This window comes from Poritiphilus flavus, assembly GCF_009901585.1.
GTDB classification, from domain to species: Bacteria; Bacteroidota; Bacteroidia; order Flavobacteriales; family Flavobacteriaceae; genus Poritiphilus; species Poritiphilus flavus.
In genome coordinates this window covers 58,327-83,823 of the sequence record NZ_WXYO01000002.1, presented here as the reverse complement: position 1 = coordinate 83,823, position 25,497 = coordinate 58,327, and the positions used below count along the sequence as shown (strand labels likewise).

General features: G+C 44.5%; 28 protein-coding genes and 2 tRNA genes. 16 read left to right on the top strand and 14 right to left on the bottom strand.

Annotated elements, in window-relative coordinates; all coding sequences use genetic code 11:
• Window positions 1-3: 3 nt before the first annotated feature.
• Window positions 4-477 (bottom strand): MarR family winged helix-turn-helix transcriptional regulator, encoded by a 474-nt coding sequence (locus tag GTQ38_RS03860; RefSeq protein WP_161434170.1) that lies wholly within the window; start codon window positions 475-477, stop codon window positions 4-6.
• A gap of 214 nt (window positions 478-691) precedes the next feature.
• On the opposite strand from GTQ38_RS03860, the gene GTQ38_RS03855 reads away from it, so the two are divergent.
• The 3 genes from GTQ38_RS03855 (at window position 692) to GTQ38_RS03845 (ending at window position 2,243) form a co-directional block, all read left to right on the top strand.
• Window positions 692-1,168: a hypothetical protein gene (locus GTQ38_RS03855; protein ID WP_161434169.1), complete on the top strand. Its 477-nt coding sequence runs from the start codon at window positions 692-694 to the stop codon at window positions 1,166-1,168.
• Between the two features lie 101 nt (window positions 1,169-1,269).
• Window positions 1,270-1,830: a YeeE/YedE family protein gene (locus GTQ38_RS03850; RefSeq protein ID WP_161434168.1), complete on the top strand. Its 561-nt coding sequence runs from the start codon at window positions 1,270-1,272 to the stop codon at window positions 1,828-1,830.
• The gene (locus tag GTQ38_RS03845) at window positions 1,830-2,243 is read left to right on the top strand and encodes a DUF6691 family protein (RefSeq protein ID WP_161434167.1); all 414 of its coding nucleotides are present in this window, start codon (window positions 1,830-1,832) and stop codon (window positions 2,241-2,243) included. Before GTQ38_RS03850 ends, GTQ38_RS03845 begins: the two co-directional genes overlap by 1 nt.
• 29 nt (window positions 2,244-2,272) lie before the next feature.
• Here GTQ38_RS03845 and GTQ38_RS03840 read toward each other — a convergent pair whose 3' ends face one another.
• The 6 genes from GTQ38_RS03840 to GTQ38_RS03815 form a co-directional block, all read right to left on the bottom strand.
• Window positions 2,273-2,548: an ATP-dependent Clp protease adaptor ClpS gene (locus GTQ38_RS03840; protein ID WP_161434166.1), complete on the bottom strand. Its 276-nt coding sequence runs from the start codon at window positions 2,546-2,548 to the stop codon at window positions 2,273-2,275.
• A gap of 130 nt (window positions 2,549-2,678) precedes the next feature.
• The gene (locus tag GTQ38_RS03835; RefSeq protein ID WP_161434165.1) at window positions 2,679-3,530 is read right to left on the bottom strand and encodes a M57 family metalloprotease; all 852 of its coding nucleotides are present in this window, start codon (window positions 3,528-3,530) and stop codon (window positions 2,679-2,681) included.
• A gap of 105 nt (window positions 3,531-3,635) precedes the next feature.
• A complete protein-coding gene (prmA, locus tag GTQ38_RS03830) occupies window positions 3,636-4,475 on the bottom strand; it encodes a 50S ribosomal protein L11 methyltransferase (protein WP_161434164.1) in 840 nt (279 codons plus the stop codon).
• 4 nt (window positions 4,476-4,479) lie between these two features.
• Window positions 4,480-5,229 carry a triose-phosphate isomerase gene (gene tpiA, locus GTQ38_RS03825; protein WP_161434163.1) on the bottom strand — a complete coding sequence of 250 codons (750 nt, stop codon included), beginning with the start codon at window positions 5,227-5,229 and terminating at the stop codon, window positions 4,480-4,482.
• A 34-nt stretch (window positions 5,230-5,263) separates the two neighbouring features.
• The gene (locus GTQ38_RS03820; protein ID WP_161434162.1) at window positions 5,264-6,364 is read right to left on the bottom strand and encodes a BT_3928 family protein; all 1,101 of its coding nucleotides are present in this window, start codon (window positions 6,362-6,364) and stop codon (window positions 5,264-5,266) included.
• 113 nt (window positions 6,365-6,477) lie between these two features.
• Complete coding sequence (locus GTQ38_RS03815; protein WP_161434161.1) at window positions 6,478-7,014, bottom strand: DUF1599 domain-containing protein; 537 nt, start codon at window positions 7,012-7,014, stop codon at window positions 6,478-6,480.
• A 111-nt stretch (window positions 7,015-7,125) separates the two neighbouring features.
• Here GTQ38_RS03815 and folP point away from each other — a divergent pair, with 111 nt between their 5' ends.
• Genes folP through GTQ38_RS03800 form a run of 3 tightly spaced genes read left to right on the top strand, consistent with a single transcriptional unit; the run spans window position 7,126 to window position 9,569 of the window.
• The gene (folP, locus tag GTQ38_RS03810) at window positions 7,126-7,947 is read left to right on the top strand and encodes a dihydropteroate synthase (protein WP_161434160.1); all 822 of its coding nucleotides are present in this window, start codon (window positions 7,126-7,128) and stop codon (window positions 7,945-7,947) included.
• A 56-nt stretch (window positions 7,948-8,003) separates the two neighbouring features.
• A complete protein-coding gene (locus tag GTQ38_RS03805; RefSeq protein WP_161434159.1) occupies window positions 8,004-8,789 on the top strand; it encodes a diadenylate cyclase in 786 nt (261 codons plus the stop codon).
• Window positions 8,790-8,801: 12 nt separating this feature from the next.
• Complete coding sequence (locus GTQ38_RS03800; RefSeq protein ID WP_161434158.1) at window positions 8,802-9,569, top strand: DUF3667 domain-containing protein; 768 nt, start codon at window positions 8,802-8,804, stop codon at window positions 9,567-9,569.
• Window position 9,570: 1 nt separating this feature from the next.
• Here GTQ38_RS03800 and GTQ38_RS03795 read toward each other — a convergent pair whose 3' ends face one another.
• On the bottom strand, window positions 9,571-11,337 hold the full coding sequence (locus GTQ38_RS03795; protein ID WP_161434157.1) for an ABC transporter ATP-binding protein: 1,767 nt from the start codon (window positions 11,335-11,337) through the stop codon (window positions 9,571-9,573).
• Window positions 11,330-12,082, bottom strand: a complete 753-nt coding sequence (gene truA, locus GTQ38_RS03790) for a tRNA pseudouridine(38-40) synthase TruA (protein ID WP_161434156.1) — start codon at window positions 12,080-12,082, stop codon at window positions 11,330-11,332. The genes GTQ38_RS03795 and truA overlap by 8 nt, the downstream gene beginning before the upstream one ends.
• A gap of 551 nt (window positions 12,083-12,633) precedes the next feature.
• Here truA and GTQ38_RS03785 point away from each other — a divergent pair.
• The 3 genes from GTQ38_RS03785 (at window position 12,634) to GTQ38_RS03775 (ending at window position 14,651) form a co-directional block, all read left to right on the top strand.
• Window positions 12,634-13,128, top strand: a complete 495-nt coding sequence (locus tag GTQ38_RS03785; RefSeq protein WP_161434155.1) for a metallophosphoesterase family protein — start codon at window positions 12,634-12,636, stop codon at window positions 13,126-13,128.
• 41 nt (window positions 13,129-13,169) lie between these two features.
• Window positions 13,170-14,003, top strand: a complete 834-nt coding sequence (locus GTQ38_RS03780; RefSeq protein ID WP_161434154.1) for a helix-turn-helix domain-containing protein — start codon at window positions 13,170-13,172, stop codon at window positions 14,001-14,003.
• Between the two features lie 105 nt (window positions 14,004-14,108).
• Complete coding sequence (locus GTQ38_RS03775; protein ID WP_161434153.1) at window positions 14,109-14,651, top strand: DUF4287 domain-containing protein; 543 nt, start codon at window positions 14,109-14,111, stop codon at window positions 14,649-14,651.
• A 129-nt stretch (window positions 14,652-14,780) separates the two neighbouring features.
• On the opposite strand, the gene GTQ38_RS03770 is transcribed toward GTQ38_RS03775, so the two are convergent.
• Window positions 14,781-15,191 carry a DUF4293 domain-containing protein gene (locus GTQ38_RS03770; RefSeq protein WP_161434152.1) on the bottom strand — a complete coding sequence of 137 codons (411 nt, stop codon included), beginning with the start codon at window positions 15,189-15,191 and terminating at the stop codon, window positions 14,781-14,783.
• A gap of 272 nt (window positions 15,192-15,463) precedes the next feature.
• On the opposite strand from GTQ38_RS03770, the gene rho reads away from it, so the two are divergent.
• The 5 genes from rho (at window position 15,464) to GTQ38_RS03745 (ending at window position 20,091) form a co-directional block, all read left to right on the top strand.
• Window positions 15,464-17,044 carry a transcription termination factor Rho gene (gene rho / locus GTQ38_RS03765; protein ID WP_161434151.1) on the top strand — a complete coding sequence of 527 codons (1,581 nt, stop codon included), beginning with the start codon at window positions 15,464-15,466 and terminating at the stop codon, window positions 17,042-17,044.
• A gap of 199 nt (window positions 17,045-17,243) precedes the next feature.
• Window positions 17,244-17,984, top strand: a complete 741-nt coding sequence (locus GTQ38_RS03760) for a hypothetical protein (protein ID WP_161434150.1) — start codon at window positions 17,244-17,246, stop codon at window positions 17,982-17,984.
• A gap of 34 nt (window positions 17,985-18,018) precedes the next feature.
• Entirely contained in the window at window positions 18,019-18,705 is a 687-nt protein-coding gene (locus GTQ38_RS03755; RefSeq protein WP_161434149.1) for a hypothetical protein, read from the top strand.
• Window positions 18,706-18,712: 7 nt separating this feature from the next.
• Window positions 18,713-19,315, top strand: a complete 603-nt coding sequence (locus GTQ38_RS03750; RefSeq protein ID WP_161434148.1) for a short chain dehydrogenase — start codon at window positions 18,713-18,715, stop codon at window positions 19,313-19,315.
• 14 nt (window positions 19,316-19,329) lie between these two features.
• Complete coding sequence (locus GTQ38_RS03745) at window positions 19,330-20,091, top strand: HEAT repeat domain-containing protein (RefSeq protein WP_161434147.1); 762 nt, start codon at window positions 19,330-19,332, stop codon at window positions 20,089-20,091.
• Between the two features lie 157 nt (window positions 20,092-20,248).
• Here the strand turns inward: GTQ38_RS03745 and rpsT are convergent, their stop codons facing one another.
• From rpsT to proS, 4 genes are all read right to left on the bottom strand, one after another.
• A complete protein-coding gene (rpsT, locus tag GTQ38_RS03740; protein WP_161434146.1) occupies window positions 20,249-20,500 on the bottom strand; it encodes a 30S ribosomal protein S20 in 252 nt (83 codons plus the stop codon).
• 79 nt (window positions 20,501-20,579) lie between these two features.
• Window positions 20,580-20,651, bottom strand: a tRNA-Glu gene (locus tag GTQ38_RS03735).
• Between the two features lie 79 nt (window positions 20,652-20,730).
• Window positions 20,731-20,802, bottom strand: a tRNA-Glu gene (locus tag GTQ38_RS03730).
• A 196-nt stretch (window positions 20,803-20,998) separates the two neighbouring features.
• Window positions 20,999-22,474: a proline--tRNA ligase gene (proS, locus tag GTQ38_RS03725; protein WP_161434145.1), complete on the bottom strand. Its 1,476-nt coding sequence runs from the start codon at window positions 22,472-22,474 to the stop codon at window positions 20,999-21,001.
• 97 nt (window positions 22,475-22,571) lie between these two features.
• On the opposite strand from proS, the gene GTQ38_RS03720 reads away from it, so the two are divergent.
• Window positions 22,572-23,945 carry a hypothetical protein gene (locus GTQ38_RS03720; protein WP_161434144.1) on the top strand — a complete coding sequence of 458 codons (1,374 nt, stop codon included), beginning with the start codon at window positions 22,572-22,574 and terminating at the stop codon, window positions 23,943-23,945.
• A gap of 36 nt (window positions 23,946-23,981) precedes the next feature.
• Complete coding sequence (locus GTQ38_RS03715; RefSeq protein ID WP_161434143.1) at window positions 23,982-25,487, top strand: OmpP1/FadL family transporter; 1,506 nt, start codon at window positions 23,982-23,984, stop codon at window positions 25,485-25,487.
• Window positions 25,488-25,497 lie beyond the last annotated feature (10 nt).

Genomic DNA, 25,497 nt, shown 5'->3' with positions numbered 1-25,497 from the left:
GATTTATTGTTCTATTTTCTGATTTGATGGATTCGTACAATTATCTGTGATCTTTTGCAGCAGATTGCGAAGCGTATGTATTTCCTTATCACTAAGGCCTTGCAACGCCTGGGCGCGGTTCCGCATGATCACGGGAATGGATTGCTGCTGTGCAAGCCTTCCTTCTGGCGTTAACTTCAAACCGTAACGCCTTCGGTCTTCCGGATTGAAAAATCGCTTGAGAAAACCTTTTTTGACCAGAAGGTCTATCATCCTGGTGATCGACGCATGGTCCTTAAATACCCTTTCTGCGATCTCCCTTTGGGTAATATCCGGGTTGTCATCCAGGGTCTTAAGGATCAGCCACTGATCAATGGTGATTTCCTTATTTATCGCATTTAGCTGTCGCTGAGCAAATTGCCGGTAGGATTTAATGGTCTTTTCCATGACATAGAAAAGCACATTTTCCAAACGGGGTACTGCCTTGGTTTCTTTCATTGATACAAATATAGTTGATATATCAATTATTTCATAACACCGGTGGAGAATTTTGATGAATAAGCTTTGCTAAAAATATATGACATAGCGATATTCACATCGGGTATGCCGGAAACGTTCGAATGATTTTATAACAAAAAATACCTGACTTCTATGGCCTTACCCCTTTTAAATTCTGGATTAAATGCTTATACTTGATAAAAAATTGCATGTTATGAGGCTTTTTAAACGATTTAGTATGTTGGGATTGATGAGTATGGCCTTTTTTTCATGCTCATCAGATGATGATACTTCCGAACCGGGTGGCAACCTCCAGGAGCTTATAGGAAATTGGGAATTGATAGAACTCAACGTCAGCCCGCCACAGGACGTAAACTCGGACGGAACGGCTTCTACAAACCTCACGGAAGAACTTGATTGTATCTCGGGCACACTTTCCTTTAATGCTGATAATACCTGGGATCTGGACCTGGATGGTGTTAACGTGGTTTCCATAACCGGAGATCTATTTGATATAAGATGCTCCACTTTCAGGACTTCCACATCAGGGACCTGGCAGTCCTCAGGAAGTCAGGTAACACTCTTTTCAGGAGGAACTACTATTCTATACACCCTAAGCGGAGAGCGACTGACCAATACCATTGGAGAGGCTCTTCCTAATATCCAAAGTGAGGTATACCAGAAGCAGTAGTAGGTTGCCCTTATTTTAATCCCCCATATCTATATTACCGAGCGTAACAAAGATTACATTCCGGCTCGGGCAACTGACTTATTTTTGCCTAAACTCATTTTATGGAATATATACTTCAACCCTGGCCCTGGTATATATCAGGCCCACTTATTGCACTGGTGATGTTGCTGCTGGTGTATTTTGGTAAGACCTTTGGAATGTCTTCCAACCTCAGAACGCTCTGTTCCATTGCGGGAGGAGGCAAATACAGCGAATTCTTTAGATTCGATTGGAAGGCACAGCGTTGGAATCTGGTGGTTGTCATAGGCGCCTTGATCGGTGGCTACCTGGCTTCAAACTTTCTTTCGGATCATTCCGTAATTGATCTAAACCCCGCGACTGTGGCCGACCTTAAAGCCCTGGGATTTGAAGATGCCGGTGCCGCTTTGGTTCCCGCGGAGATCTACGATTGGGGAGAACTGTTGACCGTTAAAGGATTGCTGATCCTGATCGGTGCGGGGATCCTGGTAGGTTTCGGGACCCGTTACGCCGGCGGTTGTACGTCCGGGCATGCGATCACAGGTCTTAGCAATTTACAACTGCCTTCCCTTATAGCCGTGATCGGTTTTTTTATAGGAGGATTGTTAATGGTACATGTGTTATACCCTTTAATTTTTAGCTGATGAAGTTCCTTAAATACTTTTTTACAGGGATCTTTTTTGGGATCGTATTGGTAAAATCCGAGGCAGTGTCCTGGTACAGGATATTTGAAATGTTCAAATTTCAATCCTTCCATATGTACGGTATTATTGGTTCGGCAGTGTTCCTGGGAATATTGGGTCTTCTGATCGTCAAGAAAAATGAGGTTAAAGACATCAATGGATACAAAATTCAGCTTCCTCCCAAAGATATGGGGTTTGCACGCTATCTTATCGGCGGGAGTCTGTTCGGTTTAGGGTGGGCGCTGGCAGGGGCTTGTCCCGGTCCTATGTTCGTGCTGCTGGGAACCGGAGTATTAAGTATGCTACTGGTCATACTGGGGGCCGTACTTGGGACTTTTCTGTACGGGTTATTACGAGGCAAGTTACCTCATTAAGAAGTATAGGGATCTTATCTTAAACCGGGCTAAACGATCTCTGCACTAAGACCTGCCTGAAGCAGTCTGCTGCAGCGCGGTTTTAATTCGTCATAAGGGCCGGTCTTCACTGTACACTTACCGTTATAATGAACAATTAAGGAACATTGCTCCGCTTGCTCGGCAGTGTGGTCACAAACATCGATCAGTGTTTCAATGACATGCTCAAAAGTGTTGACATCATCGTTAAACAAGACGATCTCATTCTGATCGTGGATCTCCTCTTCCAAAAGGAGCTCTTCTAAGATTTTTTCTCTAGTGCCCATGGATGCGGATTTTTTACGAATATAGCAATTTTTGTGACTTGGCTTTTTAATTAAACGCTAACATTAGAAAAAGTGCCCGGTCCGGGCACTTTTATCGCATTGCAAGTAGTGTTTACCCTCTATTATCAAACTAATAGAGGTAGTTTAGTGCAATGATGTCATTGTTGTTGAACTCACCGTCTTCGCTGGAGCTAAAACAAGCCAACATCAGTGAAGTGGGGTCATATCCTGCCGGAGTTCCGGGGATGGGATTGGCTCCTACGGAGCCAACACCTTCATTGATGTTATCTCCGCAACTTTGCCTGGTTTGCCAATCGGTATGCCTGAAACCAACCGAATGCCCCATCTCATGGGTTATAACATGTTCATTTACATTGGTGGAAAAGCCATCCAGACCGTATATCTGGATAAATTTATTCGGATTTCCATTGCTGGGAAAGCCCGCCACTCCGCCGCTTCCGGATTCGTTAGGATTATAATAGACTACCATATCCTTGTCCTGAAAGTTTGTCCCGAAACTCAGGCTAAATCGAATGCCCAGGTTTAAGCGATTATAGTTGTTCACTGACCATTGCAGGGCGGTACGCTCCTTGCTTGAAAGCGCAAACTGCCCGCCGGTATAGCCAATAATCGTCAGCGTTCTGGGATTCACAAGGTTATTGGTATGATAATTCCTGGAATCAGGGGTTTTAAGTGTGGCGAGAGCCTCCAGTTGATCTTTGGAAAAACTGATATCTCCTTCTATCAGATAACGCTGCTCCACACTACCATCAGGAAGGTAGAAGCCTATTACTTCGATCTCGCCGGAGTTGAAATAATTCGTCTTTAGGAGTCTTACTACTTCTTCCGTAACTTCTAAGGGTTCAGCCTGTTCATTGCTTTCCGGAACAGTGCTTTCAAAAGGTTCCGCGACTTCATCCTGACAGGACCATAAGAATAGCGCCAAAAGGCACAAAATTGTGGGGGTTTTTAGAATTTTCATAGGTTATACGTGTTTTCATTCAATAAAAATTTGAGGTAATTACTTGAAATGCACCTATAAAATACTAAAAATTAGCTGAATTTGTAGGAATTATCCTAATTCTCTTTAGGATAATCGATAAACTGCGGCTTGCCAATTGTTCTTTTGAAGTGTGTTATCCAGCCGCAAACCGTTTTCTTCACAGCATTGAGATATCAGAGGCAGATCCTCCGTATAAAAACCGCTCAAGACCATCAGGCCACCGGAGGTTAGATGTTCGGTATACGCCGGAATATCAGTAAGTAATACATTCCGGTTGATATTGGCTAAAATTAGTGAATACTCCTTGCCCTTTTCCAGGACACTTACATCTCCCTGATATACGGCGATGCGTTCCTGCCCGTTTCTCCTGCTATTTTCCAAGGTGTTCTCGTAGCTCCAGGAGTCTATATCTACTGCATCTATGGTATCTGCGCCTTTCATAGCCGCCAGAATGGCCAATACACCCGTACCGCAACCCATATCAAGTACCGTCTTCCCCTCGCAATTAAGGTCTATCAAAAGCCGCAATATTAAATAAGTGGTCTCATGATGCCCGGTACCAAAACTCATTTTGGGTTCAATGACAATCTCGTATTTGACCCCGCGTGGCTCGTGAAAAGGGGCCCTAACTACGCATAAGTCCCCAACCTCAATGGGTTCAAAACTCTGCTCCCAAACCGCATTCCAGTTTTCCTGAGGGATCTCCCTGCGCTCATGGGTAATGCTAAAATCCTTGTTGGCAAAGATCTGTACCTGGTCCAGCAGGTTTTCTGTCCAATCCTGTTCTGAAATATAGGCCAGCAATCCTTCAGGGGTCTCTACAAAACTCTCAAAGCCTAATTCCCCAAGCTCGGCTATCAGTATTTCTGTCGCAGGTTCCCTGGGTACTATGTGAAAACGATATTCCAGGTAGTAGTCTCCCACCCTATCAGATGGCTTTGATGATGGCGATAAAGTCGTCCGCTACCAGTGAGGCACCCCCGATCAATCCGCCGTCAACATCAGGCTTGGAAAAAATGTCCTTGGCATTGCCAGGTTTAACGCTGCCCCCGTACAGAATAGTTACCAAATCAGCCAGTGTAGCATCATAGGCCTTGGCTATGGTCTCGCGAATAAAGGCGTGCATTTCCTGAGCCTGTTCCGGACTGGCTGTTTCACCGGTACCTATGGCCCAAACGGGTTCATAGGCAAGGATGATCTGCTTCCAGGCCTCCGCCGGAAGATCAAAAAGGGCGTTCTTTAGTTGCCGCTCTACAACCTCAAAATGACTGCCTGCCTGTCGTTCTTCCAACTCCTCTCCAAAACAGAAAATAACACGCATGGATTTGTTGAGCGCGGTTTTCACTTTATCCGCCAGCAGCTCATCGGTTTCTCCAAAATAGGCCCTTCGTTCGGAATGCCCTAAAATGACGGTATTTACGCCAATACTTAAGAGCATATCCGCTGCAATCTCACCGGTATACGCCCCGCTTTCCGCAAAATGCATGTTTTGGGCAATGGTTTCTATTGCTGATGATTCCAGCATATGTACTGCAGCTGCCAGGTTTACCGATGTAGGCGCTACCATTACCTCAGCCGAAGTGTCCGGTAATTTAGCCGATAGTTCGTGTAAAAGCGATTCGGTTTCAGCCATCGTTTTATTCATTTTCCAGTTCCCCGCAACAACTTTATTTCTCATTTTTCTAGTGCTATGGTGTTAGTGATATATTTTTCTATTCTTTAAAAATCAGGTTTTCCAGGTCGTTGTAGTGCACCTTGTCCAGTATGGTACCCTTTTCCAAAACCAGGACACCGGGATTGGATCGTACTATGGTCTTTAGCGTAGTCTCGTCTGTAAAGTAAAACTCAAAATTCAATCGGTGATCTGCGATAACTCCTGAGGTCTGCTCTTCATTAGATGCAGACATTCCAATTACCTTATATCCTTTGCGAATCGCCTCATCTGTTGTTGTCTTTACCTTTTCAAATGCCTCCAGCTCGCTTTTTACCAGATCGTAAGCGACAACCATGACCAACTTATCCTCTTGCAAAAGGTCCGATGCATAATCTACTCCCTCCTGTTCTATGGTAAAATCGTGAATAGGTGGTTCATATCCCTTTTGGATCTCAGTGGTTTCCACATCCACGAATTCCCCATCAACGGTGGGGTAATCCCCATTAGTGACAATGACTTTCTCTTCACCATTCACGTTGAACTTCCAGGCATATTCAAAAATGGCCTTGGGCGCACCTTCTGGCACTCCCATGCCTTCCTGGATATTAGCACCAATTTTATAGGGTCTGAAGTCAATAGATGGCAAATGATTTAAAACATGATATGCAAATACCAAACACAGTAGCCCGGCTGCTAATACTATGCCCAGGCTGGTTTTTCTGTGAAATAAAGGTTTAATATAAGCCCTACCCACGAATAGAATAACGATCAATACCAACAGAACGACATCTTTACTAAAAGATTCCCAGGGGGTTAGCTTTATGGCATCTCCGAAACAACCACAGTCCGTAACCTTGTTGAAATAAGCAGAATAAAAGGTCAGGAAGGTAAAAAACAATATCATCAGCAGCAGGCTCCAGACGGTAAATTTCCGTTGGAATCCCACCAGAAGAAAAACACCTAAAAGCACCTCAAATATGACAATGAATATGGATATCGCCAGGGCAAGGGGTACCAAAAATCCCAGATCCAGTACACTTGGACTAAAGTATTCCTCCAATTTAAAGGAAAAACCAACCGGATCGTTAAGTTTGATAAAGCCGCTTATGATGAAGAGGACCCCTACAACTACCCTACTGATACCGACGAGATATTTCATTTAGACAAGATATATAAGTTTGACATACATCCCGAACTCCGGTTAAAGCTGCTGCTGGTCTTGGCCGTTGCCAATAATTCCATTTGTTCTGCAAATATGGACCTCATAAATTTTTAGGAGTCTAAATGTATCATGGCAAATATGGAATAATTTACCATGTCCTGGTAATTGGCATCTATGCCTTCACTTACCAGGGTCTTGCCCTTGTTGTCTTCAATCTGTTTTACCCGGAGCAGCTTTTGCAATATGAGGTCTGTTAGTGAACTTACCCGTATATCTCTCCATGCTTCACCGTAATCGTGGTTCTTTTTTTCCATTAGCGCTTTAGTCACAGCCACCTGTTCATCGTAAAGCCGTACCGCTTCATCTACGGACAGGTCAGGTTCATCAGCAACGCCTTTCTCCAGTTGGATAAGGGCCATAATGGCGTAGTTAATGATCCCGATAAACTCTGAGCGTTCGCCTTCGTCTACCTTACGTACCGGATTCTCCTGCAGGCTTCTTATCCGCTGGGCTTTTATAAAGATCTGATCCGTTAAAGAGGGTAATCGTAAAATCCGCCAGGCGGCGCCGTAATCCTTCATCTTCTTTGAAAACAGTTCTCTGCAAGTCTGAATTACGGCATCGTATTGTTCGGAGGTTTGCTGCATTGAGTTCCTTGTAATTTGCGTAAATTTCGCTCAAAATTCTGTAACCGTCAAAGTTCATCGCCTAAAGTTATTCTTATGATTTAAGGAAGCGCTGACTTTGGTTTTTAGCCTATGTACCTCAACTGTAAAGGAAATCTTATAGACCTCAACCAACCCAGGGTGATGGGAATCCTAAACCTGACCCCGGACTCCTTCTACGATGGTGGTAGATACCAGGAGGACAAAGCCCTTTTGCATCAGGTTGAAAAAATGATCCTGGAAGGAGCCGATTTCATCGATCTCGGAGGATACAGCTCCAGGCCGGGTGCCGATGAAGTAAGTGAGGAAGAAGAACTCCGGCGCGTACTTCCGGCAGTGGAATTGATTTTGCAAAATTTCCCGGAAGTTTTGCTTTCCATTGATACCTTCAGAAGCAATGTAGCCAGAAACAGCCTGGAAATGGGAGCCGCCATGATCAACGATATTACCGCTGGCAGTGGTGACCCGGAAATGATGAGGAGCATTGCCGCCTTCAATTGCCCTTATATCCTGATGCATATGAAAGGTACTCCGCAAACCATGCAGCAACTCAATGCTTATGATAGTCTGATAGAAGATCTGCTCTATTACTTTTCTGCAAAACTTGCTGGGGCCAGAAAATCGGGTATTAAGGATTTGATCGTGGATCCAGGATTTGGCTTTGCCAAGGATTTAAATCAGAACTACGAGCTTCTCAGGGGCCTGAACCGCTTTCAGACCCTTGGGGTGCCCATACTTGCGGGATTAAGCAGAAAATCCATGATCTACAAAAAACTGAACACGGATGCATCCGGAGCACTAAACGGTACTACAGCTTTACATATGGTAGCTCTGGAAAAGGGAAGTTCAATATTGAGGGTGCACGATGTGAAGGAGGCAGTGGAATGTGTTGTTCTATTTGAAGAATTGCGGTAGGAAAAGGCTGATTTTTTGTTTCCCTATTTTGATTAATTTTACAAAAACAACAAGGATTGGATTTTTTAGATTTTCTGGAGTTCGGAATAACGGATATCATAGACATTGTCCTTGTCGCAGTTCTTCTCTATTACATCTACAAATTAGTACGCGGTACCGTCGCCATCAATATCTTTATTGGCATAGTGATCGTCTGGGGGTTCTGGAAACTCACCCAATTGCTCGACATGAAAATGATCAGCAGTATGGTAGGTGGCTTTATGCAGGTGGGCTTGATCGCCCTGATCATTGTATTTCAGCAGGAGATCCGGAAGTTCCTGTTGATGATAGGGTCTACTAATTTCGCCAATAAGAGGAATTTCATGAAGAGGTTGAAATTCCTCAAACAGGAGGGTGTTTCCCTGGAGCTTAATGTAGAGGCCGTACTGGCAGCTTGTGAAAGAATGGGCCAAAGCAGGACAGGGGCCATCCTGGTACTAAAGCGAAACAACTCCCTGGATTTTGTGAAATCCTCTGGAGATTCCATGAACGTGGAGGTGAATCAACCCATCATAGAGAGCATATTTTATAAGAACAGTCCCTTACATGATGGGGCTGCTATTATTGAAAACAACCATATTGTGGCCACAAGGGTTATACTGCCGGTGTCTAAAGAAAGATCCATACCGCTCAGGTTTGGGCTAAGGCATCGGGCAGCCGTGGGTATCACAGAACGTACAGACGCTCTTGCCTTAGTGGTAAGTGAAGAGACCGGACAGATCTCCTATATTAAGAACGGAGAATTCATGTTGTATAACGACCTAACTGAACTAAGCAATCAAATAAGAGAAGACCTAATATAACTGACCAACCGAATGGCTTGTAAAAATTGTGGGACGGACCTGCGTACGGATTACAACTATTGCCCGGTTTGCGGGGCTAAAGTGATACGCAACCGTCTTAGTCTGAAAAACCTCTGGTACGATGTTACTGAGCGGTATTTCAACATGGACAACACCTTCCTGATGACTTTTAAACACATGTTTACCAAACCTCAGGAAGTTATTGGATGTTATGTCGCCGGTATTCGCAGAAAATATCTGAATCCGGTGAGTTACCTGGGAATCGCCCTGACCGTATCGGGGCTTTCTCTTTTCCTGATGCGGAAGGTCTTCTGGGACGATATCTTTACGGGAGATATGGGCAATGCCCTGAACCCGGAGGTGGCCGAGAAAATAATGACAGTATCCCTTGATTTCAGCTCCTTCGTTTTCCTGCTTTATATACCGATACTTGGCTTTTTGGGATGGATACTATTTAATAAGCGCAATTACAATTTTACAGAATTCCTGGTGGTTGGCATCTATAGCCTGGCACACTACAGTTTGGCTAGTTTTCCATTCACTATTTTGGTTATGATATTCGCTCCCACAATGTATTTGGAGTCTTCCTACGTGTTTATACTGTTAATGGCTTTATTGGCGGTGTATATTTTGAACAGGCTTAATGGAAGACTGAGCATTGGGAGATCGCTGCTGTTTTTGTTCTTATTCGGGATTGGTTTCTTTATGATGGGAATGTTGATCAATTTGGTATTAATCGTTACCGGCGTGCTTTCGTTTTCCGATTACTTACCAAAATAAATCAGGCAACTTCTTCAGCCAGGAACTGTGCTTCGTAGAGGTTGCTGTAATAACCCCCTTTTTTTAGAAGTTCTTTATGAGTTCCGGTCTCTACGATCCTTCCGGCATCCATGACCAGTATCTTATCCGCTTTTTTGATGGTTGCCAATCGGTGTGCAATGATGATGGAAGTCCTGCCTTCCGTGATCTTTTCCGTGGCTTTCTGGATCAGTTGCTCAGAATAGGTATCTACCGAAGATGTAGCCTCGTCCAGAACCAGTATGCTAGGATTGCTCACATAGGCCCTGAGAAAGGCTATAAGCTGTCTTTGACCGCTACTAAGCATGGTACCCCGCTCTTTTACATTGTATTGATACCCTTCCGGCAGGCTCTGTATAAAATTATGTACCCCGATCTGTTTGGCCGCCGATTCTATGGATTCCAGTGAAATACTGTCATTCCTCAAAGTGATATTATTGGCGATGGTATCCGCGAATAGGAAGACATCCTGAAGAACAACGGCTATATGCTGTCTCAGGGAGGACAAGCTAAAGTCCTTGATGTCTATGCCATCCACCAGTATACTTCCTGAGTTGATCTCGTAAAAACGGTTCAACAGGTTTATTATGGTAGATTTTCCGGCTCCTGTTGCCCCTACGATAGCAACGGTTTCTCCGGCATTGGCTTTGAAAGAAACCCCGTGTAATACCTCTTCGTCTTCCAGATATCCAAATCGAACATCCTTAAATTCTATAGTTCCTCTGACGTCGTCTTTTTGTAAAGTTCCGGTATCCGGAATATGGCTCTCCGTATCCAGGATCTTAAACACCCTGTTAGCCGCGACCATACCCATTTGCAGCGTATTGAACTTGTCCGCAATTTGCCTTAAAGGCCTGAAAAGCATTTCTATGAAAAGGATAAATCCAAAAATAGTTCCGGCCAGGTTTTCACCTATGTTGGCGATGTTTTGCAATCCTCCGTACCATACCACCAAACCTATAGCTATAGAGGTAACGATCTCGGCTACCGGGAAAAAGAATGAATTGTACCAAACTGTCTTTAGCCAGGCATTCTGGTGTTTTTCGTTGATCTCGCGAAAGTTCTTGCTTTCAATACGCTCTCGAGTGAACAACTGCACGATCTTCATCCCGGTTATCCGTTCCTGAACAAAGGAATTCAGATTGGAAACCTGTGCCCGGACCTCAATAAAGGCAACTTTCATCGCCTGTTGAAAAAGTCTGGTGGCGTATAGTATAACCGGTAGTACCGCAAATACGATCAGTGCCAGTTTCCAGTTCCAGATTAGCATGATGGAAGCGGCGGCCAGCATTTTGAGCAGATCAGCTACGATCACAAAAAAGCCCTGACTGAATATCTCACCAATACGCTGCATATCTGCCACGGCCCGGGTTACCAATACCCCTATGGAAGAATTATCGTAATACTGCATTTTGAAACCCAGCATTCTTTTGAACAACTTGATCCGTATATCCTTGATGACAGATTCTCCCAACCAGTTCGCATAGTAGTTAAAAAGTAACTGGAATACCACTTGCCCGATCAAAACGGCCAACATCCCAAGTGAGAGGTAGAGCAATAGTTCCGAATCCCTGTTACTGATCGCATCGTCAATAATGCTCCTGACCAGATAAGGCGTAAGAACCGCGAAGAGGGTGAGCAAAATAGCAGAAAGAGCCACCCCAAAGAAGGTAAGCCGGTAGGGCCTGGTGTGCGCCATTACCCTTTTAAACAATCTAAAATCAAAAGCTTTTCCGGTATCTTTATCCATCTATTTTCAGAATCCTGTCGGGGTATTTTACCTCCGTCAAATATAGTCCTTTTGCTGGTACGGAAACCCCTGCCTTGCTCCTATCCTTACTTTTTATAATTGTCTTAACATCTGCTACGCTGATCTTCCCCTGACCCACATCGAGTAAGGTACCCACTATGGCCCGGACCATATTTCTAAGAAAACGATCCGCGGTAATCCTGAAGACTATGCGGTCTTCTTCTTCGACCCAACCCGCACTTTTAATATCGCACAGAAAGGTTTTTACATCCGTATTCGATTTGGAAAAACACTCGAAATCATCAAACCGAAGGAGCAGTGAAGCAGCTTCGTTCATTTTCGAAAGCTCAAGCGGACTTCTGAGGTGATAGGCGGTGTCCATGTAAAACGGATTCTTTTTTGGGCTTATCCAATATTCGTAAGACCTTTCAATGGCATCAAACCGGGCATGAGCATCTTCCTTTACTGGAATAAAAGAATAAACGGCAATATCCTCCGGCAAAAAGGAATTAAGCCTTCTTACGAGTTCTTCCGGTTGTTCAGGTAGATCCAGATCCGCGTGAGCCACCATTTTTCGCGCATGCACTCCGGTGTCCGTCCTTCCGGCGGCTGTAAGTGATATCTGTTTACGCAAAAGGGTAGAAAATACATCCTCCATCACCTCCTGAACGCTCAGAGCATTGGGTTGTCGTTGCCATCCGTGATACGACTTACCGAAATAAGAAAATACAATAAAATATCTCAAGGATTTATGCTACTTTAGGAAGGATAAATATAGTGAACAGTGGGCAGTAATCAGTGAACAGTAGGCGGTTGGCAGTAAGCAGTGAGCAGTTAATGTTGACGATGTCAGTTCGAGCGTCCGCCCGGCCAAGGCATTCGGACGGGCAGTCGAGGGGTAGATAATAGGTAGACAGTAATTAATGAGCTGTTGTTTTAAACTTAAAATTTAACACCAACAACTCAAAATTTATAATTTGAACATTTGCTTGTATTTGAAATTAAAAAATATCCCCTCTGTTTTTAAATTACAGTGCCAGCAGCTACCTTAATCACAGGGTTGGGTTTAGAACCCCGATTTCAGTTGGCAGTGAACAGTAATCAGTAAACAGTGAACAGTGAACAGTGAACAGTGAACAGTAGCTAAAGATTTAAAATTTATCACCAACAACTCAAAACTTATCAATTGAACTTAAACTTGTTTTTCAACTTTAAATCCATGTTAGATCTATCTTGCTGTCAGAACGGTCTAATAGTCTATTCATCAACTATCAACTATCAACCATCAACTAAAATATGACTAACATCCTGCTACTTTCCGATACTCATGGGCATATGGACGATCGTATCCTGGATTACGCGGCCAAGGCAGATGAGATCTGGCATGCCGGAGACATTGGAAACCTGGGGGTAACAGATGCGCTCAGCAGTTTGAATCCCCTGAGAGCTGTTTACGGCAATATTGACGATGATAAGGTCCGAAGGGAATTTCCGCTGGACCTTCGCTTTTTTTGTGAAGAGGTAGATGTTTGGATTACCCATATAGGCGGCTACCCTGATCGTTACAATCCCAGGGTGCGGCAGGAAATATCCGTTAAAGCCCCGAATCTTTTCATATGCGGCCATTCGCATATCCTCAAAGTAATGTGGGATAAGAAATTCAACCTTTTACATATGAATCCGGGAGCTTGTGGTAAACACGGATTCCATCAGACCAGAACCATGCTCAGGTTTACCATAGACGGTAAGAAGATTGAGAACCTGGAGGTAGTTGAATTGGGCAAGCGTTGAGTTTTTAGTACTTTTAAGCTGATCCTTTGACCACTTAGAAATTGATATTCAATCATTATCCAGTTCCTGCTCCTTTTAACGAATACATCGAAGCGGTGTTTCACTTCAAGGATTTTATTCCTGATCACTCTATAGAACGTGTGGTCCCAACAGGGCATTCCTTTCTCATTTTTGAATTGGACGATATGCCACGGAACACTTTCCACAACGATACTCTTAAACCTAAGGAGACCTATACGAGGGTCTGGATCTCCGGCATGCACGAAAACCATATTTCCATTTCTGCCCACCACAGATCCGAAATGTTCGTTGTGCAATTTAAAGCCTACGGTGGAATGCCTTTTCTGCATATCCCTATGAGTGAACTTAACAACCGTGTGGTTCCGGCAGAGGATATCCTGGGGGAAGGCATTTTTGATTTCCGGAACGAGTTACTGCTCGGGTCGGATTCTCAGGACAAATTTAAGTCTGCGGGCCGCTGGCTGGAATCGCGTTTCGATCAAAAAAAGGTACCCGCAACAGAGATGACCGCGGTGGCCAAGGACCTCATCCAGAAACCTGGGATCCCATTCAAAGAGGTTTTAGAGCGTTATCCAAAGACCCAAAAGCACCTTATTGAACAGTTTAAGCGATATTGTGGGCTTACCCCTAAAATCCTTCACCGCATATTCAGATTCAATGATATTCTGGCAAAAGTTCAAAAAGAGGAGAAGATCAGCTGGTCTCAAATTGCCTATGATTGTGGTTACTCAGATCAATCGCATTTTATTAAAGAGTTCAAGGCGTTTTCCGGATTTAATCCCCGGCAATTCATACGGCAAGAATTCCACAAAGAAGAAGAATCCAATTTTTTCCCCCTGGACCGCGAAGGTTAATTTTTTACTATCCCGCTAACAGCCAATCCCTTTACTTTGAAATTAGACGTCTTTTGGTTATCACGAAAGCAGAGCTGAATGTATAATTTCTAAAAACCACTTGTTATGGATAAAGCCAGGCAAACCATGATCGCAAACATGCCGGAAAAAACGGGAAAATCCCTGGAAGAATGGAAAAAAATACTCCGTCAAAAGTCATTTTCAAAACACTCTGACGCTATGAATTTCCTAAAAAAGGAGCACGGGCTTACCCATGGTTTTGCCAACACTATTGTTTTACTGTCAAAAGAGCAGCAAGACAGCGCTGAAGAACTTTTAACGAAGCAATACCAGGGCAAGGAAAATTTGATCCCCATTTACGAAAAGCTTGTTGAAGTGGTGGAAACATTTGGAGGTGATGTGGTAAAAACACCCAAAAAATCCTCCGTAAGTATCATCAGGAAAAAACAGTTTGCACTTATAAAACCAGCCACAAAGAGCAGAATTGATCTTGGCCTTAAGCTCCGGAATACGCCCGCTTCAGGACGTCTTGGTAATTCCGGCCCTTTCGGGACCATGTGTACTCACCGGGTGCAGCTTACCGCTCCGGACGAGGTAGACGAAGAACTTATAATCTGGTTACGAGCAGCGTATAAGGAGGCAAACTAGTCCATTAATCAGATTCCGGTTAGTAATAAGGATCCGCCGGAAAAAGCGAACAGCATGCTAGAAATGCAAACCCCCTGACCAGTCAGAGCTCGTCAGGGGGTACGCACTAATACTACTAAGATGTTAGGTTTAACGTAGGCGATCAACAGATTTTACAAGATCTTCATCCTTCTTAATAGCCCTATTGGCAAGGACCAAAAAAACGATAGAAAATACAGGAATCAGCATCCCAATACCCTTCTCAGAGACCGCGGCCTCTCCGGATAAGTTTAGCGATCGGTAAACGAAAAATCCTAGTAAAAAAAGGTTCAACAAAATATTCAACCTGTTTAGGAAGAATTGATTTTGCCTGTTTTTGTATAAAAAAATGGATAGCAGAGCCATTGCTGCCACCACGTAAAAAACAATGGAAATCCAAAGAACACTGCCGGCGTATTGCTGTACACCTTCGGCATTGGTCCAAAGCGATAGCCCGAACGGCAGACCACCCGCTAAAAGAGCGACTAGTATAAGATAGACTGTTTGTATGCGTTGGATCATCGCCTTATTTTGGAAGGGCAAAAATACGTGTCTTTTTATAAACTTACTATGAAAACCCAAAAAAATGAGTTCTGGGCAGTCCATTGGGGCTCACAAATTTTGGGCCAAAACCTCAAATAAATGGGGCATATACGATCAAATGTTGAAAATAATTTGTATTATTGCTTCGTTATTCGTTATAGCACTTACCAATAAGGGATATCTTTCCCGAGTAATACCCAAATAACAATACACTTCATTTTTTGTAACACGTAGAATTTATACATCATTTAATGTTTGAAATTTCAGATTTAAAAGCAAAGAAGCTACCCGAGCTTCAGGAAATTGCAAAGGGTTTGAATGTTCCTAAATTCAAAACCCTTAAAAAATTAGATTTGGTCTATCAAATCCTTGACGTACAGGCGAGTAACCCACAGGCAGTTCAGGAAAATAAGAAGACTGAAGAAAAAGAAAAGCCCCAAAGGCAACGACCTCAAAGAGCCCGGGTAAAAAAAGAAGCTCAGCACAGCAAAAAGGATTCCCAGACCAACGGAGCCATGGTAGCTGAAGCTCCCCAAACTCAAGTATCCGAAGAACCTAAGGAGCAACAAAAAGACACTAAAAAAGAACATCAGAAAAGTCAGGGACAGCATAAGAATCAGCCCAAAAAAGGTCATCACAGTAAGAATGGCCAGGATAAAAAAAGCAGCAACTTTGACAAGGACCTGAAAAATAAATACAAGCAACCGGAATACGAGTTTGACAGTATCATCGAAAGCGAAGGTGTACTGGATATCATGTCCGACGGCTACGGTTTTCTGCGTTCTTCTGATTACAATTACCTCTCTTCTCCGGACGACATATATGTTTCCCAATCCCAGATCAGGCTATTTGGCCTGAAGACAGGGGATACCGTCCTGGGCAATGTGCGTCCTCCCAAGGAAGGCGAAAAGTATTTTCCATTGATCAAGGTAAACAAGATCAACGGCCTGGATCCGCAGGTAGTCAGGGATCGCGTATCATTTGAACATCTAACACCCTTATTTCCAAAGGAAAAGTTCAAACTCGCGGAGAAGCAAAGCAATATCTCAACCAGGATCATAGACCTGTTCTCCCCCATTGGGAAAGGGCAAAGGGGTATGATCGTTTCCCAGCCAAAGACTGGTAAAACCATGTTGCTCAAGGATATCGCCAATGCGATTGCCGCCAATCATCCCGAAGTATACCAGATCATCCTCCTGATCGATGAAAGACCGGAGGAAGTAACGGACATGCAACGAAACGTTCGTGGAGAAGTTGTAGCTTCCACCTTTGACAAGGAAGCGACTGAACACGTAAGGGTGGCCAATATCGTAATTGAAAAAGCAAAACGCCTGGTAGAATGCGGACATGATGTGGTTATTCTGTTGGATTCCATTACCCGTTTGGCCAGGGCTTATAACACCGTACAGCCAGCATCAGGTAAGGTATTATCCGGTGGGGTTGACGCCAATGCCCTCCACAAACCGAAGCGCTTTTTCGGTGCGGCACGAAACATTGAAAACGGCGGGTCACTTTCCATTATAGCCACAGCACTTACAGAAACCGGCTCAAAAATGGACGAGGTGATCTTTGAAGAATTCAAGGGAACCGGTAATATGGAATTGCAGCTTGACCGTCGTATCAGTAACCGCAGAATATTCCCTGCAATAGACCTGATCTCTTCCAGTACGCGTAGAGACGATCTGTTGCTCGATGAAAATACCATCCAGCGAATGTGGATCATGCGCAAATACCTCGCGGATATGAATCCTGTAGAGGCCATGGAGTTTATGGAGCAACGCATCAAACAAACGCGTGACAACGAAGAGTTTTTGATGACGATGAGTCAATAAGGATTAACAATATTTTTCCAATCATAATCCCGGTGGTTTCAGACTTCCGGGATTTTTTTTACCTTCAGCCTTATATCGAATTTCCACAGGTATTAAACGATTTCAAAAGAATATATACTACATTTAATATCACAACCAAAGCTTCCCCCCAATATCCAATTCAGAAATTGATAACAATAACCCTTAAAAACAAGGAACCATGGAAAATGTGAGAAAAAGAACTTTCTTCAAAGCTTTACTTATGACCCTTTTGTGTATTGCCTTTATATCCTTTGAAGGCTGTAAAAAGGATCCGGATGGGGAGAAGCCGGAAGTAAAGGCTCCTGATCAGATCGTAGGTGTGGAAGAAGCCCGGGAAATGTACAATACCTATACCGACAGGCGTGCTAGACTCATACAGATGTACGAGGACTCGCTGGACGGAAGGGACAGGGAGTACGATCAGAAACAGCAGCAGATGCAGCAGGATCAGGCAGAGGTGAAAAAAGATTCTTTTGATGTGGCCCGTTACGGCTATTACGATTATAAAACCCTAAAACAATACCTGGATTATATTGAGCAGCAAGCTGCAAGGGCCAATGTGGAAATAGCCACCCTGCGGATCTATTTTTCGAATTACGGGGACAAGGAAACTTTTGAAGATGGGAAACCCGTGGTACACCCCAGGCAAAATTCGTTTATACTGGTGCCTTCCACCTTACAGGATAAACAGGACTATGCGTTCTACCTCAGGGAACTCTCCCAGGACGAAGTTGTACCTGTACTGCTGAACAAAAAGCTGGAAGAAATAGACCCACAAGGAATGGGCAACACGGAAAGCGGCCAACAACGGGCTTACGCCTCTATGATCCCTTATGAGTTCAATAGTGCGGCAGCCCCATTCCAGGGGAATCTGAGTACTTTTATGAATGAGTCGCAAATGGTACCTCCCCCCCATTAATTATTAGGATCTAAAAGCCCCGCTTCTGGACTTTTTGAATAATTTTTTAGAGAATTCCTCCATACCGGCTTACGGTATAGCTCTTTTATTTGCCCTATTCAAGTATCCTAAATATTACGATACCCCGATAAAGTTCTTTCCGGTATTGCTGATGTATACCTTTCTAAATGAGATATTGGGGTGGATCATAAGGCATGATGACAAATACAGTTTTGTGTTTAATGACTTTTATGCGGATTACAATATGGTCATTTACAACATCTACAACATTGTTTTCTTTGCGTATTTCATCTACGTTTTCAGGGCCTATTTACCGGATGGTTCCATTAAAAAATTACTTCTGATCTTAGGAGCAATATTTCTAATTGTTAGTTTGATCAACCCTATGTTCCAGGACTTCATGATCGAAGCTCAAATAGGCATCTACGTCATTGGTGCCCTGGTATTGATCACGGCAATAATCTTTTATTTTGTGGATTTACAAAAACGCAGTGGCCGATGGTTTCATCGCAAAGACCTGATGTCCTGGATTGGCCTGGGAATGCTTATCTTTTACACCGGATATCTGCCAATTAAGATATACAGGCACTTTAGTGCGATCCATATGGTAAGGGAACCCCTGTACATCAGAAAGATCCAACTGACCTTGATCCTCCTGATGTATGTATGTATAATAGCGGGATTTTTGATGATGCGAAGAAGAAAATTGGTTTCAGAATAAATGTTATATGAAAATTGTAGTAGTTGGTGGCAACGGAACCATCGGACAAAAAGTTGTAAACCACTTTAGGAAAGACAACGAGGTCTTGGTCGCGGGACGAAGCAGTGCCCCTGTTTCTGTGGATCTGGCCGATTCTAAAAGCATCGCGGCCTTATTTGAAGAGATTGGCAAAGTAAATGCCATTATCTGTACGGCCGGAGAAGCTAAATGGGCCCCTTTCACGGAATTAAGCGAAGAAGACTTCTATATTGGACTGCGTTCTAAACTGATGGGGCAAGTGAACCTGGTACGCATCGGATTAGATTACCTGGAACCTTCGGGTTCCATCACACTCACCACAGGCATACTTGCAGATGATCCTGTTCCTATGACCACCAGCGCGGCCATGGTCAATGGGGCTCTTCACAGCTTTGTAAAGGCTTTGGCCCTGGAGTTGGAAAACAAGCATAGGGTCAATGTGGTCTCTTCCGGACTGGTTGAGGATGCCGTAGAAAAGTATGCTGATTATTTTCCCGGGCATCATCCCATCCCCATGGAAAAGATGCTCAGAGGTTATATCCGCAGTGTTATGGGTAAGGGAAACGGGGAGATCATCCGGATCTACCAATAAGGATCGGCCGCATTATGGGATTTTACGATCTCTCTAAACCTCGGCGTACGGCACTGGTTGCAAAGATAAAATCTGCATTGCTCAGCGACCTCCGAAATAATGAGCAGGGCGCATTTTTGAACTACTTTAGGGATGAGGATACCTATATACGCAAGGCCGCCTACCTAAATATCGAAAGGATCTACCTTGAAAACCGCGAATTGCAGTCCAAAATATTGGAATATTTAAGGAGGTTGTCCCATTCAGAGCTGCCTAAAGTCCGACAAACCGCTGTAAATGCTGCCGGAGAAATCGGAAAAACAGATTTTGACAGTGTTCAACCTCTTTTTGATCGCGCCTTATTTGATGAACATCATTCCGTAAGAAATGCAGTCATCGGATCCCTGAAGAAGATGGGGCAGAAAAATCCACAAGCAGCTTTGAAATGGGCGGCTACTTACCTGAAACATGAAGACAAAGAGGTAAGGCGTGAGATCTGTCACGGAATAGAACTTCGCGGGAGGACACATCCACAGGATATACTAGATATGCTAAAGGAGTTACAGTTCGATGAGACCAGCAGGGTCAGGAATACGCTAATTCATGTTTTGGGGCAGATCTCTTATAAGAAAGGGTGCCTGGAAACGGTGGTTGAGGCACTGAACCATTGGGAAAACAAGGAGCTGATAGCAGATGCTTTGGACGAAATCGTGGATGTTCACCGGCGCTATAAAGACTTTGCAGCCCGAAGTCAGGAAAGTGCAATGCAATATATCTCTGATCACTACAAGGCATAAAAAATCCTGACGGTTTTACATCAGGATCAATCTGGTACTGGAAACTGCAAGTTTATTGCAAGGCGGAATAAATCAAATCCTCGGACAATATGGGGCACAAAAAACCCTGAAGTAAAAAATACTTCAGGGGAAGATTGTATGAGAAACCGTATGTTTATTACAATGCAGCTACCTGCTTCATCAATTTGCTTTTCAGGTTACCCGCTTTGTTTGCATGGATGATATTGCGTTTTGCAAGCTTATCGATCATGCTAACCACGGTTGGTAAAAGGGCTTCTGCCTTTTTCTTATCAGTTTCACCACGCAACTTCTTAATCGCGTTACGAGTGGTTTTGTGCTGGTACCTGTTACGCAGGCGTACCGCTTCGTTTCTTCGAATTCTCTTTAATGCAGACTTATGATTTGCCATATTCTTAGTTACAATTTCTCATCTGCGATACCGGAATCAGATCTTATGTGTGCATTCCGAATCACATCCTTGTTTTTTGTAGCCCGTAGGGGAATCGAACCCCTGTTACCAGGATGAAAACCTGGCGTCCTAACCCCTAGACGAACGGGCCGTTACACTATGAATGAACAATTGAAATCCCAACCGGCCCTAGGCACGGATCAGTATTTTCAATTATCAATGAACTTTAGTAGCCCGTAGGGGAATCGAACCCCTGTTACCAGGATGAAAACCTGGCGTCCTAACCCCTAGACGAACGGGCCATTATTAAGTACCATATGGGATGAACGAATATACAAAGAACAAACTATAACATTCCCGAATTCGCACTGCTTTCCCTGTACTTTCGGTTTAGGCAGGTGCAAAAATACAATTATTTTTCACTAGCACAACACCTTGTACTCAATTTTTTAAGGAATCGGCATAAGGATATAGCTGTATAGAGAACGGCCGCGCTAATCAATACGCTTTGGCAAAAAGTACCCTCCTCTCAGAAGGCTTGCCGGTTACCATACATTTTCCGGTCTCAGTATCCCCATCAAGTGGAATACATCGAATTGTTGCCTTGGTCTCATCTTTAATTCGTTCCTCGGTTTCAGCCGTTCCATCCCAATGTGCCGAGATAAATCCTCCCTTCGCTTCCAGCACTTCCTTAAACTCGTCATAAGTATCAACAGTAGTGATATGCGCTTCCCTGAAATTCAGGGCCTTTTCATAGATATTCGTTTGTATATCTTCCAGCAATGTCTCTATTCTGGCTACCAGATCATCAGCGGCTACTGTCTCTTTTTCAAGGGTATCCCGTCTGGCCACTTCAAAGGTATTGTTCTCCATATCCCTTTGCCCTATAGCAAGCCTCACAGGCACACCCTTCAGCTCATATTCGTTGAACTTGAATCCGGGTTTGTGCGTATCGCGATGGTCGTATTTTACGGAAATCCCTTTAGACCGGAGTTCTTTTACCAAAGGCGCTACGCGTTCAGAAATGGCATCAAGCTGGTCCAGTCCTTTGTAAATAGGAACGATCACAACCTGTATTGGTGCGAGCTTCGGGGGCAATACCAGCCCATTATCGTCGCTGTGTGTCATGATCAGGGCACCCATCAGTCTGGTTGAAACCCCCCAGGAAGTAGCCCAAACGTGGTCTTGCTTCCCTTCTTTATTGGCGAATTTTACATCAAAGGCCTTGGCAAAGTTCTGGCCGAGGAAATGAGAGGTCCCTGCCTGAAGCGCCTTTCCATCCTGCATCAGGGCCTCAATACAATAGGTTTCAACTGCTCCTGCGAATCTTTCGCTTTCTGTTTTGATCCCCTGGATCACCGGTACGGCCATATGTTCTTCAGCAAAGGTGGCGTACACCTTCAGGATCAGTTCGGCTTCGTCTATGGCCTCCTGTTTTGTGGCGTGAGCAGTGTGTCCTTCCTGCCAGAGAAACTCGGCGGTCCTTAAGAAGAGTCGGGTTCGCATTTCCCAGCGCACCACATTAGCCCATTGGTTGATGAGTAATGGCAGATCCCTGTAAGATTGTATCCACTTTCGGTAAGTGTCCCAGATTATGGTCTCAGAGGTAGGTCTTACGATCAGTTCCTCCTCCAGCTTAGCTTCAGGGTCTACTACAATGCCACTCCCGTCTTCGGCGTTTTTTAGGCGATAATGGGTAACCACGGCACATTCCTTGGCAAAGCCCTCAACATGGCTGGCCTCTTTGCTCAGGTAGGACTTTGGAATAAAAATTGGGAAATAGGCATTTTCATGGCCAGTTTCCTTAAACATCTTATCCAGGCCCGCCTGCATCTTCTCCCAGATCGCAAAGCCATAGGGCTTGATTACCATACATCCTCTAACTCCTGAGTTTTCGGCAAGGTCTGCCTTTAGCACGAGCTCGTTATACCATTTGGAATAGTCTTCGCTCCGCTTCGTTAAATTTTTACCCATTAAAAGTACTTTGGCACAAAACTTGTGACTTAATCATCAAAAATAGTTCGGTAAAACTAACTATTTTTAGTATGTTCAACAATATAAATTTACGACCATGGTGCAATCACTACCCCAACCTAAAGCGTTAAACGCCACACTGATCGTTTTGCTGTCTTTGGTACTGGTTTCCTGCGGTTCTTACCAGCAGGCTTCCTATTACGACGACGGTATTTACTCTGAGGGTACCGAACGGGTTACTGTGGTGGAGCGTGCTCCACAGCAAACAAGACCCAGGGTTCAAACTCAGGAAAAGGAAAGTGACGGTGTTTATGGTGATTATTTTGGCAATAAGGCCGATGAGTTGGATAGGATCCTGGATGATGATGAGATCTTCACCGATGTGGATGACTACTACAGCGGTGTACAAGGTGATAGCCTCGAACTAGACAGCAGAGAAAACTATTTTGAATCCAACAACGACTATAATGGATATGCCGGTTGGGGAGACAGTGGTAGCAATGTTACCATAAATGTCTACGACAACTGGGGAGGATGGAACAACTGGGGATGGGGCTTTGGCTCACCCTGGCTTTGGAATGGTTGGGGATGGAACAACTGGGGTTGGGGATGGAATGCCTGGCCTAGATGGGGCTGGGGTTGGAATAACTGGGGCTGGGGAGGCGCCTGGGGCTGGAACAACTGGGGCTGGGGCGGAGCCTGGGGTTGGGGCTGGAACAACTGGGGCTATGCCGGAATCTGGGGAGGAGGCTGGGGCTATCCTTACTACGGACGAGGCGGACGAGGCTTCTATAACAATTTTGGTTACAACCGAAGCCGACGTGGATATTACGGAAATAACGCGCTGGCATCGAATTCCCTTAGAGGGCGTTCTAATCTGGGTGCCAGGACAAGTGGAAATACCTCACGTTATCGAACTAACAGTGGAAGATCTAATATTGGCAGGAGCGGTGCGACTTCCCGTAGCAGCAGATATAGTAGAAGCGGAACTACCGCAAGAAGGTCTGTCAGTGCGGATGCTATCGCGAGAAACAGGTCTTATAGATCCAGCAGAAGTACTCGATCGGCACCCCGATACAATTCTTCACGTTCATTTCAGTCTTACAGGGGAAATTCCCCGAGGAGCAGCACCTATAGAAGAGGTTCTTCTTCGGGTACAACATCCGGAAGGAGCTATTCCAGTGCCACACGTAGGTCGAGCGGTTCTGCCTACTCAAGAGGCTCAAGGTCTTCTTCGAGTTACAGGAGTTCAGGACGTACCGGTTCGAGGAGTTCGTACAGCGGATCCAGGAACAGCGCTCCAAGAAGTTCCGGCTACAGAAGTTCAGGAAGAAGTTCCAGAAGTTCAGGAAGCTTTAGAAGCTCCGGAGGTGGTTCCAGAAGTTCTGGTGGATACAGAAGCTCCGGCGGAGGATCGCGTTCTTCCGGTGGAAGGTCTTCCGGTGGAAGAGGCGGCGGAAGAAGGTCTTAATACCCTACTAACAGTTACTAGCAAATTCTTGATATAATGAAAAGATATATTGTTTTCATAATGGCTATGGTATGTACAGCGGCGAATGCCCAGAACATTACCGATGTACTGAGATACAGTACCGAAAATTTACAGGGAACTGCACGTTTTCAGGCCCTGAGTGGCGCTTTTGGAGCGCTTGGAGGAGACATGTCCGCGATCAATATTAACCCCGCGGGTTCGGCTGTATTCAATCACAGCCTGATCACCATAACAGGTAGCAACTACAATACTGATAATGAGGCTACCTATTTTAACAGCTTCACCAACAATGAGCTCAACTCCATTGAGTTGAACCAGGTTGGAGGTGTTTTTGTATTCGAAAGTAACGGAGATACCAATTGGAAAAAAGTTTCCCTGGCTTTTAACTATGACCTCGTAAATAACTTTGACAATGAGTTTTTGGTCTCCGGGAACAGCAACCAGGGAATTGACGGTTATTTCCTTGGTTTTGCCCAGGGTACCCCTTTCGGTAATCTGCTGCTGCAGGACGGTGAATTCATCGAGGAGGCCTATCTGGACATAGGCTCCAGCTTCGGCTTTGGCACCCAGCAAGCCTTCCTTGGATATTTTGGAGGATTAATAGATCCGGTTGATCCCGACAATAACGACAATACGGAATATGTTTCCAATGCTCAATACAGCACAGTAAACCAGGAATACTTCCGGTCTACATCAGGATTTAACAGTAAGTTCACTATAAACCTGGCGGGTCAGTACCAGGATAATCTTTACCTGGGGGCCTCCGCCAACTTTCATTCCGTACTATATGAACAGGTAACCCTCTTTGACGAGACAGGCTATGACCCTGCATCCCCTATTCAGACCACAAGATTTGATAACTTCCTGCGAACCGAAGGTTACGGCTATTCGTTCACTGTTGGGGCCATTGCCAAACTCAACGATAATATCCGTGTGGGAGGAAGCTATCAATCCCCAACATGGTACAGGCTTACAGACGATACCTCTCAGCGAATCAATTCAGACCTTGCGGACGATGAGATAAACTTCATTGATTTTAATATTATCAACCTCTTTGAAGAATACCGGGTCAAGACCCCTGCGAAACTTACAGGTAGCCTTGCCATAGTATTCGGTAAAGAAGGACTACTTAGTTTCGATTACGGATACCAGGATTTTACTGAAGCGGAGTTGAGGCCTTCAGGAGATCCCAGCTTTGCCCAGGTGAATCAGGTGATCGCAGAACAGCTGCGTCCGGTTTCTACTTTCAGGGTAGGAGGCGAATACCGTATCGATGCGGTTAGTCTAAGAGGTGGATACCGTTTGGAACAAAGCCCTTATGAAGATGAAACTACCATTGGAGACCTGACCGGATTCTCAGGAGGTATTGGATTTAATTTTGGAGGAAGTCGGTTAGACCTTGCATTCAGCCGTTCGGAGCAGGAAGTCAACCAGCAGCTATTTGATGTTGGTGTAACTACTCCGGCACTGGTCAATCGTACCAATACAAACATAACACTTGGCTATACCTTGAATTTTTAAGATTGTTTTC

What these genes read in the sequence shown, in the direction of transcription:
- GTQ38_RS03860 (WP_161434170.1), bottom strand. Translation starts at nt 477, where the DNA reads ATGAAAGAAACCAAGGCAGTACCCCGTTTGGAAAATGTGCTTTTCTAT.
- GTQ38_RS03855 (WP_161434169.1), top strand. Translation starts at nt 692, where the DNA reads ATGAGGCTTTTTAAACGATTTAGTATGTTGGGATTGATGAGTATGGCC.
- GTQ38_RS03850 (WP_161434168.1), top strand. Translation starts at nt 1,270, where the DNA reads ATGGAATATATACTTCAACCCTGGCCCTGGTATATATCAGGCCCACTT.
- GTQ38_RS03845 (WP_161434167.1), top strand. Translation starts at nt 1,830, where the DNA reads ATGAAGTTCCTTAAATACTTTTTTACAGGGATCTTTTTTGGGATCGTA.
- GTQ38_RS03840 (WP_161434166.1), bottom strand. Translation starts at nt 2,548, where the DNA reads ATGGGCACTAGAGAAAAAATCTTAGAAGAGCTCCTTTTGGAAGAGGAG.
- GTQ38_RS03835 (WP_161434165.1), bottom strand. Translation starts at nt 3,530, where the DNA reads ATGAAAATTCTAAAAACCCCCACAATTTTGTGCCTTTTGGCGCTATTC.
- tpiA (WP_161434163.1), bottom strand. Translation starts at nt 5,229, where the DNA reads ATGAGAAATAAAGTTGTTGCGGGGAACTGGAAAATGAATAAAACGATG.
- GTQ38_RS03820 (WP_161434162.1), bottom strand. Translation starts at nt 6,364, where the DNA reads ATGAAATATCTCGTCGGTATCAGTAGGGTAGTTGTAGGGGTCCTCTTC.
- GTQ38_RS03815 (WP_161434161.1), bottom strand. Translation starts at nt 7,014, where the DNA reads ATGCAGCAAACCTCCGAACAATACGATGCCGTAATTCAGACTTGCAGA.
- folP (WP_161434160.1), top strand. Translation starts at nt 7,126, where the DNA reads ATGTACCTCAACTGTAAAGGAAATCTTATAGACCTCAACCAACCCAGG.
- GTQ38_RS03800 (WP_161434158.1), top strand. Translation starts at nt 8,802, where the DNA reads ATGGCTTGTAAAAATTGTGGGACGGACCTGCGTACGGATTACAACTAT.
- GTQ38_RS03795 (WP_161434157.1), bottom strand. Translation starts at nt 11,337, where the DNA reads ATGGATAAAGATACCGGAAAAGCTTTTGATTTTAGATTGTTTAAAAGG.
- GTQ38_RS03785 (WP_161434155.1), top strand. Translation starts at nt 12,634, where the DNA reads ATGACTAACATCCTGCTACTTTCCGATACTCATGGGCATATGGACGAT.
- GTQ38_RS03775 (WP_161434153.1), top strand. Translation starts at nt 14,109, where the DNA reads ATGGATAAAGCCAGGCAAACCATGATCGCAAACATGCCGGAAAAAACG.
- GTQ38_RS03770 (WP_161434152.1), bottom strand. Translation starts at nt 15,191, where the DNA reads ATGATCCAACGCATACAAACAGTCTATCTTATACTAGTCGCTCTTTTA.
- rho (WP_161434151.1), top strand. Translation starts at nt 15,464, where the DNA reads ATGTTTGAAATTTCAGATTTAAAAGCAAAGAAGCTACCCGAGCTTCAG.
- GTQ38_RS03760 (WP_161434150.1), top strand. Translation starts at nt 17,244, where the DNA reads ATGGAAAATGTGAGAAAAAGAACTTTCTTCAAAGCTTTACTTATGACC.
- GTQ38_RS03750 (WP_161434148.1), top strand. Translation starts at nt 18,713, where the DNA reads ATGAAAATTGTAGTAGTTGGTGGCAACGGAACCATCGGACAAAAAGTT.
- GTQ38_RS03745 (WP_161434147.1), top strand. Translation starts at nt 19,330, where the DNA reads ATGGGATTTTACGATCTCTCTAAACCTCGGCGTACGGCACTGGTTGCA.
- rpsT (WP_161434146.1), bottom strand. Translation starts at nt 20,500, where the DNA reads ATGGCAAATCATAAGTCTGCATTAAAGAGAATTCGAAGAAACGAAGCG.
- proS (WP_161434145.1), bottom strand. Translation starts at nt 22,474, where the DNA reads ATGGGTAAAAATTTAACGAAGCGGAGCGAAGACTATTCCAAATGGTAT.
- GTQ38_RS03720 (WP_161434144.1), top strand. Translation starts at nt 22,572, where the DNA reads ATGGTGCAATCACTACCCCAACCTAAAGCGTTAAACGCCACACTGATC.
- GTQ38_RS03715 (WP_161434143.1), top strand. Translation starts at nt 23,982, where the DNA reads ATGAAAAGATATATTGTTTTCATAATGGCTATGGTATGTACAGCGGCG.